Consider the following 7,620-nt stretch of genomic DNA (forward strand, 5'->3'; position numbering starts at 1 on the left):
TAACCTGCTGGACCATGCGGCTCCGTAACCGCTACCTCCTGATCTCCCGCATCGCCACCGGCGGTATGGGAGAGGTCTGGCGTGCCCGCGACGAGCTGCTCGGGCGCGAGGTCGCGGTGAAGATCCTGCGCAGCCACATCCACGCCGACCCCACCTTCCGCGAGCGGTTCCGCAACGAGGCGCGGCTCACCGCGGCGCTGGCCGACCCCGGGGTGGCCCAGATCTTCGACTACGGCGAGGAGAGCGACCTCGCCTATCTGGTGATGGAGCTGGTGCAGGGCGAGCCGCTGTCGGCCATCCTGGCGCGCAACGGCGCGCTCGGGGCCGAGGTGGCGCTCGACGTCGTGCACCAGACCGCCAGGGCGCTGCACGCCGCCCACTCCTCCGGGATCATCCACCGCGACATCAAGCCCGGCAACCTGCTGGTCACGCCCGAGGGCTCCATCAAGGTGACCGACTTCGGCATCGCGCGGGCGCTGGAGGCGGCGCCGGTGACGCAGACGGGCACGGTGGTGGGCACCGCCCAGTACGTCAGCCCCGAGCAGGCGCAGGGTTTCCCGCTCACGCCCGCCACCGATCTCTACTCACTCGGCGTGGTGGCCTACGAGTGCCTGGCGGGGCGCACGCCGTTCCGCGGCGACACCCAGGTGGCGATCGCCCTGCAGCACCTCAACGAGCAACCGCAGCCGCTCGGTGTGGACGTTCCCTCGCAGGTGCGCGCGCTCGTCATGGCGCTGCTGGCGAAGGAGCCGGGCCAGCGCCCGGCCACGGCGCTCGAGCTGGCCGAGCGGGCCCATGCGCTGCGCGAGTCGCTGGCGGGCACCCGGTCCGGCGCCCGGTCCGGCGCCGACCTCAGCATGCTGACCGACCCGGGCGGCTTCCGCGTACGCGAGCCTGAGCCCGAGGACCAGCAGGCGACCGACCGCATCGCCCCGGCCACCGAGCCCCATGCCCCGCCGGCCCGCAGGCGCCGTAAGGGCGCCAGGGCGCTGGTTGTGGTCGCCACGGCGGGCTGCGCGGCCGCGGTCGGGCTCAGCGCCGTCACCTTCGCCAACCGGCCGCCGCCCGCGCCGACGCCTGACGTGGCCGAGCCGCGCGAGTCGCCGCCGCCGACGCCGCAGCAGGCCGAGCCCACGAAGAAAAAGCGCACCAAGCGGCCACCGGCGCTTCCGGTGAAGTCGCAGCGGCCTATACCCTCTCGGTCGGCTACCGTAAGCAAGTCGGCAACTCCCAGCAAGAAGCCGACGCCGAAACCGACCCCGACACGGACGACGCGGACCCCTACGCCCACGCCAACCCCGACGCCCACCACCACACCCACTACCCCGACACCCACCGCCTCGCCGGACCCGGGTGAGACAAACCCACCCAAGGAGCAGACGTGACGCGCAATGGGGTCGATGATGGACACCGGCGGCCCCCCGAGCAGGCCGGTACCCAAGATGAACGGTAAGGGACAGTGCAGGAAATGACTCAGCCTCGGCTACTCGGAGGTCGTTACGAGCTCGACGGTGTCGTCGGGCGCGGCGGCATGGCCGAGGTGTATCGCGCCCGAGACATCCGGCTGGACCGCATAGTCGCGATCAAGACGCTCCGGTCCGACCTGGCTCGCGACCACACCTTCCAGGCCCGATTCCGCCGTGAGGCGCAGTCGGCGGCCTCACTCAACCACCCTGCCGTGGTCGCCGTCTACGACACCGGCGAAGACGTCACCGACGGCACCCCCGTGCCGTACATCGTGATGGAATACGTCGACGGCCGGACGCTGCGCGACCTGCTGCGCCAGGATCGGCGGTTGCTCCCCGAGCGCGCGGTCGAGCTGGTCGACGGCATCCTGCGGGCCCTCGACTACAGCCACCGCGGCGGCATCGTGCACCGCGACATCAAGCCGGCCAACGTGATGATCACGAGGGCGGGCGACGTCAAGGTGATGGACTTCGGCATCGCGCGGGCCATGGCCGACTCCGCGGCCACCATGACGCAGACGGCCCAGGTGATCGGCACCGCCCAATACCTCTCGCCCGAACAGGCGCGGGGCGAGCGGGTCGACGCCCGCAGCGACATCTACTCCACCGGCTGCGTGCTCTACGAGCTGCTGACGGGCCAGCCGCCGTTCACCGGTGACTCGCCTGTCGCGATCGCCTACCAGCACGTGCGCGAGGAGCCGATCCCGCCCTCCCAGATCGACCGCGAGATCCCGCCGTGGGCCGACGCGATCGTGCTGAAGGCCATGGCGAAGGATCCTGCGCACCGCTATCAGAGCGCGGGCGAGATGCGGGCCGACATCCAGCGGGCGATGTCCGGCATGCCGGTCGACGCCCAGACGATGGCGATGACCGGCGACTACGGCCAGGGCACGCGCATGATGGCCTCGCCCCAGACGTCCGGCGGGCCGGCCACGCAGCGCAGCGGAGCCATTCCGCCCTACGAGTACGACGACGGCGACGGCGGCGGCCGGGGCGGCCGGCGCAGGGCTTCCAGCGGCGGTGGCGGCAACGCGGTCAAGACCGCGATGTGGATCATCATTCCGCTGCTGATCATCGGCGGGTTCATCACGGCCGGCTACCTGGTGTTCGGCTCCAAGGACACACCGGCCGAGACCCAGGTGGCGATTCCCGAGCTCACCACGCAGAAGGGCACGTTCGCCGAGCAACAGCTCAAGGGTCTGGGGCTCACCGTCCAGACGGTGCAGGAGTTCAGCTCCGACGTCGAGAAGGGCACCGTGATCAGGACGGAGCCCGCCCCCGGCACCAAGGTCGACAAGGGCTCCAGCGTCCAGCTGTTCGTGTCCAAGGGCACCGAGCGGGTGAAGGTGCCCGACGGCCTCGTCGGCCAGCAGCAGGCCGATGCCATGGCGGCTCTGGAGGCGGCGGGGCTGCGCGGCACGGTCAAGACCCGAAACTCCACCAAGGAGCAGGGCACGGTCATCGACACCAGGCCGAAGGCCGGCGAGTCGCTGGAGAAGGGCGGCACCGTCACCCTCTACGTGCCGAAGGACCTCGCCGAGGTGCCCAGCGTGATCGGGCTCACCCAGGAGGACGCGACCAAGCAGATCAGGGGCGCCGGGTTCAAGGTCAAGGTCTCCGAGCAGCCCAACGAGCAGCCCGAGGGCACGGTCATCCAGCAGAACCCGGGCGAGGGCACCAAGCTGCCGCAGGACACGACGATCACGATCGTGGTGTCCACCGGTCCCTCGGTCACCGACGAGGCGCCGCCCACGGACGACTTCCCGACGGACGATGTCCCGACGGACGACGCGCCGACCGACGACTTCCCGACAGAGGACGAGCCGCCGGCCGACGACAACCCGATCGGCGACGGCGGCTTCAACTGAGCCTCGCACGTGACAGGGCCGTCCATCCCCGTGGGGGGTGGACGGCCCTTCGTCATGTCGCGCACGCAAGAACGCCCCCGCCGCTCGGGGGCAACGGCGGGGACGCTCACTTGTCTGTCGCTCGCCGCGAGAGGTTTGTTACAGGATCCGGCGCAGCCAATTGCCCAGCAGGCGGTGGCCGTGCTCCGACAGCACGGACTCGGGGTGGAACTGGATGCCTTCGACGGGCGCCAGGCGGTGGCGCAGGCCCATGATGACGCCGTCGCCGGTGCGGGCGCTCACGTCGAGCACGTCGGGCACCGTGGCGGGCAGCACGGCGAGCGAGTGGTAGCGGGTCATCCGCACGGGGGAGGGCAGCGCCTCGAACACGCCCTGGCCGTCGTGGACGACGGCGCTGGTCTGCCCGTGGAAGAGCTCGGGCGCGCGGGCCACGGTGGCGCCGCAGGCGATGGCGATGGCCTGGTGGCCGAGGCAGACGCCGAGCAGCGGCAGGCCGCGCTCGACCGCGTGTCGGACCAGAGGAACGCTCACGCCGGCCGCCTCGGGCGTGCCGGGGCCAGGGCTGACGAGGACGCCGTCGAAGCCGTCGGCGTCGCTCACGTCCACGTCGTCGCGCGGCCGCACGTCGCAGTCGGCGCCCAGCTCGCGCAGGTACTGCACGATGGTGTGGACGAAGCTGTCGTGGTTGTCCACCACCAGCACACGGGTCATCTTCTGACGGTCACCTCGTCCAGCGTCACCACGGGCTCGAAGAGCGGGAACACCACGAACCAGAGTACGGCCACCGCCGCCGCGACCAGCACCAGGGCCGTCAGCACCCTGGTGCGCGGGGTGCCGGGCAACTTGCGCCAGAGCCAGGCGTACATGTCACTCCTCTCTAGGTTCGGTCTCCTTGAGCACGCCGTACACGATGAGGCGCTCGGCGGCCGAGTATTCGGGGTGGCAGGTGGTCAGGGTGATGAAGGCGCGCACGGGGCGGATGCCGGGCTTGCCGGGCACGGGGGCGAGCACGTCGACCTCGTCGGGCCGCACGATGTCCTGGGAGGTGACGCGGTAGGTGTAGCGGGCCTCGCGGCTCTCCACGACGATCTCGTCGTCGCGTTCGAGCTCGTCGATCTCGTTGAACGGGGCCGCGTACGTGGTGCGGTGTCCCGACAGCACGAAGTTGCCGACCTGGCCGGGCATGGCGCTGTCGGGGTAGTGGCCCGGGCCGCGTTTCAGGTGGGTGGCGCCGACGCCTTCGACGATGGCGTACTCGTAGTCGTGGCCCAGCCGGGGGATGCGCAGCACGGCGAGGGCCTGGCCCGGGCTGACCGTGCGCAGGCGCTCCTGCGCCGCCCGGTCGGCCGCCAGCTCGCGCTGGAGCAGCAGCTGCTGCCTCTGGGTGTAGGCGCCGGTGCCCCAGAGCAGGTAGGCGCAGAACAACATGAGGATGAGGCCCGCGGTGATGCTCGTCTCCCCCACGGCCCGGAGCATGGCCCGCATGCGATCAGGGTATTCCTGGACGATGCGGGCTCCAGGGATCGCCATGTCATGCGCGTGGCGACTATCCTTGGCACGCTCGCACTACTGTGCTTGAACTACGCTTACCGAAAGGCCTGTGGACGATCCGGAAGCCCAGGCCCTCAGCAGGAGTTACCCAGTGCCCAAGTCGAAGGCTCGCAAGAAGGCGGTTTACACCCCGCCGCAGAGGTCCCAGCAGGTCAAGGTCAGCCCCCGCTGGCTGGCGCCCACCATGGTCACGGCGTGGATCATCGGCATCCTGTGGATCGCCGTCTATTACGTCGCACCGACGACGCCCTTCATCGGCGACCTCCAGAACTGGAATCTGCTGATCGGGTTTGTTTTCATCATCTTCGGTGTGGTGCTTTCCACCCGCTGGCGTTAGTTCTTTCCACAGTCTTTTCCACAGCCTGGGGAAGCTCAGCTCATGGCCAGGATGGCCGACACCCTGACCAGCACGAGCACGGCCAGCAGGATCAGCGCTCCGCCGATCGCCAGCCCTTGCCACAGGGTCCTGTTGTTCTTGGGGGCGTAGGCCAGCGCCCCCGCCAGCAGCGAGCCCGTGATCAGCCCGCCGATGTGTCCTGTCCAGCTGATGTTGGGGAAGACGAAGGTGATCACCAGGTTGATCACGATGAGCACGGCGATGCCGCGCACGTCCATGTTGAGCTTGCGGCCCACCACGAACACCGCCCCGAACAGGCCGAAGATGGCTCCGGACGCGCCGACCGTGGGCTGGGCGATCGGGTCGATCCAGAGGCCGAGCACCGAGCCGCCGAGCGCGCTGATCAGGTAGAGGGCGACGAATCGGACATGGCCGAAGGCGCGCTCCAGGTAGGGGCCGATGACATAGAGCGCCCAGCAGTTGAACAGGATGTGGAACACGCCGCTGTGCACGAACGCCGCCGTGAGCAGGCGGTGATATTCGTCCAGCAGGGCCACGCCGGCGGGCCACATGGCCAGCTGCCTGGTGACCGTGTCGGTGAGATATTGGGCGCCGAAGACCAGGACGTTGATCACGAGGATCGTGTACGTCACGATCGGCGTGCGCACGATGCCGCCGCCGAAGGTGGACTTGGCCTGGCGGATGCCCTTGTTGCCCTCGGCCACGCACTCGGGGCACTGGAAGCCGACCGCCGCGTCACGCATGCAGTCGGGGCAGATGGGACGCTCGCACCGCTGGCAGCGTACCCAGGTCTCCTTGTCGGGGTGCCGGAAGCAGGTGGGCACCGCCTCAGCAGGCTGCTCGGGCTGCGGGGGCGGGCTCGGCGGCTGGCTGGTCATGACCGAAGCCTATGGCTTGTGCGGGGATGCCGCGTGACCGCCGCCCGAGGCCGGTGCGGACGTGCCGTGCGGCCGCCGGGCTGAGGCCGGTGCGGGCATGCAGCCGGCCGCGGGGCCCGAACCCCGGCGAGGCCGCCGCGGATCGGGCGGCCTCGGAGCGCCGGAGCATGGTGCTGGGTCAGGCCGGGACGCGGTCGATGGTGACCGACTCCAGGACGACGTCCTCCACGGGGCGGTCGTTGGCGCCGGTGCGGGTCTTCGAGATGGCGTCGACGACGTCCCGGCCCTCGACGACCTCGCCGAAGATGGTGTGCTTGCCGTTGAGGTGCCGCAACGGCGCGTGGACCGTCACGAAGAACTGCGAGCCGTTGGTGCCCTTGCCGAAGCGGATGCCCGCGTTGGCCATGGCCAGCAGGTAGGGGCGGTCGAAGAGGAGCTCGGGGTGGATCTCGTCGTCGAACTCGTAGCCGGGGCCGCCGACGCCCTGGCCCAGCGGGTCACCGCCCTGGATCATGAAGCCGGAGATCACCCGGTGAAAGATCGTGCCGTCGTAGTAGGGGCCGACGCCCTTCTCGCCGGTGCCCGGGTGGGTCCACTCGCGCGTGCCCTCGGCGAGCTCGACGAAGTTTCGCACCGTTTTCGGGGCCTTGTTGGGAAAGAGCTCTATTTTGATGGTGCCGCGATTGGTCTGCAGGTTAGCGATCAGCTTCTCAGCCACGAGACAGCTGCCCCCCTCTATGTACAGGGTCGATTCGTCATGTTCTGAGGACTATGGCCGTACGGCCTTTCCGGGCCATCCTCCCACGGACGGCAATGATTGAGCCGCCTTGTCCAGGGAAGGTCAGGCTCGGGCACCCAACGACAGGGGAGGTTGACGTGTCCCTGACAATGAAAAGACGCCGCGTGGTAGTGGAGATTCCCGCCACATGGGTGGGCCGAATGCGGGCCCAGGCCGTCCGTACGGGCCACCGTATGGCGCCGATGGCGGACCAGGCCAGAGTGGTCACCGCCCGGCGCATCGAGGACGCCCGCTACTGGGCGGCGCCGCGGCTGGAGTCCGCGGCACACGGGTTCGAGGAGCAACTCGCCCCCAAGGTCAGCCACATGCTGACCACGGCGGCCAGGAAGATCGACCCCAAGCCCGAGCGGTCGCGGCGATGGCCGATGCTCATGCTGCTGACCGGCCTCACGGTGGGGTCGATCGGCTACATGTTCTACCGCCGAAACGCCCAGCAGTGGACCGAACACATGAAGGACTCCGCTTCCGATGCGTCACGCTGGGTCAACGAGAGTGCGAACAAGACCGCGGAGTCGGCGGACCGGATGGCCACGAAGGCGTCCGACAAGGCGGATGAGGCGTCTCGCAAGATGTCCTGATCCCGCTGGGAAGCGGGGGGGGGGTGGGGGGGGGGGGGGGGGGGGGGGTGGCGGGGGGGGGGGGGGGGGGGTGGCGGGATGGACCTCGCGTGGGAGGGCGCCGTCGCCACGATCGTCGAAGA

At 69.8% G+C, this 7,620-nt stretch carries 9 protein-coding genes; 4 read left to right on the forward strand and 5 right to left on the reverse strand.

The window, feature by feature from the left end; genetic code table 11:
• Positions 1 to 14: 14 nt before the first annotated feature.
• Together ACZ6SA_RS40660 and pknB are read left to right on the forward strand one after the other, a co-directional pair.
• On the forward strand, positions 15 to 1,385 hold the full coding sequence (locus ACZ6SA_RS40660) for a protein kinase domain-containing protein (protein ID WP_347645926.1): 1,371 nt from the start codon (positions 15 to 17) through the stop codon (positions 1,383 to 1,385).
• Between the two features lie 83 nt (positions 1,386 to 1,468).
• Positions 1,469 to 3,334 (forward strand): Stk1 family PASTA domain-containing Ser/Thr kinase, encoded by a 1,866-nt coding sequence (pknB, locus tag ACZ6SA_RS40665; protein WP_465834286.1) that lies wholly within the window; start codon positions 1,469 to 1,471, stop codon positions 3,332 to 3,334.
• Positions 3,335 to 3,472: 138 nt separating this feature from the next.
• Here pknB and ACZ6SA_RS40670 read toward each other — a convergent pair whose 3' ends face one another.
• Genes ACZ6SA_RS40670 through ACZ6SA_RS40680 form a run of 3 tightly spaced genes read right to left on the reverse strand, consistent with a single transcriptional unit; the run spans position 3,473 to position 4,819 of the window.
• Positions 3,473 to 4,045, reverse strand: a complete 573-nt coding sequence (locus ACZ6SA_RS40670; RefSeq protein ID WP_347645924.1) for an anthranilate synthase component II — start codon at positions 4,043 to 4,045, stop codon at positions 3,473 to 3,475.
• Positions 4,042 to 4,200 carry a hypothetical protein gene (locus ACZ6SA_RS40675; RefSeq protein WP_347645923.1) on the reverse strand — a complete coding sequence of 53 codons (159 nt, stop codon included), beginning with the start codon at positions 4,198 to 4,200 and terminating at the stop codon, positions 4,042 to 4,044. Before ACZ6SA_RS40675 ends, ACZ6SA_RS40670 begins: the two co-directional genes overlap by 4 nt.
• A 1-nt stretch (position 4,201) precedes the next feature.
• The gene (locus ACZ6SA_RS40680; RefSeq protein ID WP_347645922.1) at positions 4,202 to 4,819 is read right to left on the reverse strand and encodes a class E sortase; all 618 of its coding nucleotides are present in this window, start codon (positions 4,817 to 4,819) and stop codon (positions 4,202 to 4,204) included.
• A 157-nt stretch (positions 4,820 to 4,976) separates the two neighbouring features.
• Between ACZ6SA_RS40680 and ACZ6SA_RS40685 the strand changes: the two genes are divergently transcribed.
• The gene (locus ACZ6SA_RS40685) at positions 4,977 to 5,222 is read left to right on the forward strand and encodes a cell division protein CrgA (protein WP_132590961.1); all 246 of its coding nucleotides are present in this window, start codon (positions 4,977 to 4,979) and stop codon (positions 5,220 to 5,222) included.
• Positions 5,223 to 5,257: 35 nt separating this feature from the next.
• On the opposite strand, the gene ACZ6SA_RS40690 is transcribed toward ACZ6SA_RS40685, so the two are convergent.
• Together ACZ6SA_RS40690 and ACZ6SA_RS40695 are read right to left on the reverse strand one after the other, a co-directional pair.
• A complete protein-coding gene (locus tag ACZ6SA_RS40690) occupies positions 5,258 to 6,121 on the reverse strand; it encodes a rhomboid family intramembrane serine protease (protein WP_347645921.1) in 864 nt (287 codons plus the stop codon).
• Between the two features lie 178 nt (positions 6,122 to 6,299).
• On the reverse strand, positions 6,300 to 6,839 hold the full coding sequence (locus ACZ6SA_RS40695; RefSeq protein WP_347645920.1) for a peptidylprolyl isomerase: 540 nt from the start codon (positions 6,837 to 6,839) through the stop codon (positions 6,300 to 6,302).
• A 254-nt stretch (positions 6,840 to 7,093) separates the two neighbouring features.
• Between ACZ6SA_RS40695 and ACZ6SA_RS40700 the strand changes: the two genes are divergently transcribed.
• Positions 7,094 to 7,498: a hypothetical protein gene (locus ACZ6SA_RS40700; protein ID WP_465834290.1), complete on the forward strand. Its 405-nt coding sequence runs from the start codon at positions 7,094 to 7,096 to the stop codon at positions 7,496 to 7,498.
• Positions 7,499 to 7,620 lie beyond the last annotated feature (122 nt).

Source organism: Nonomuraea sp. NPDC049378, assembly GCF_055586745.1.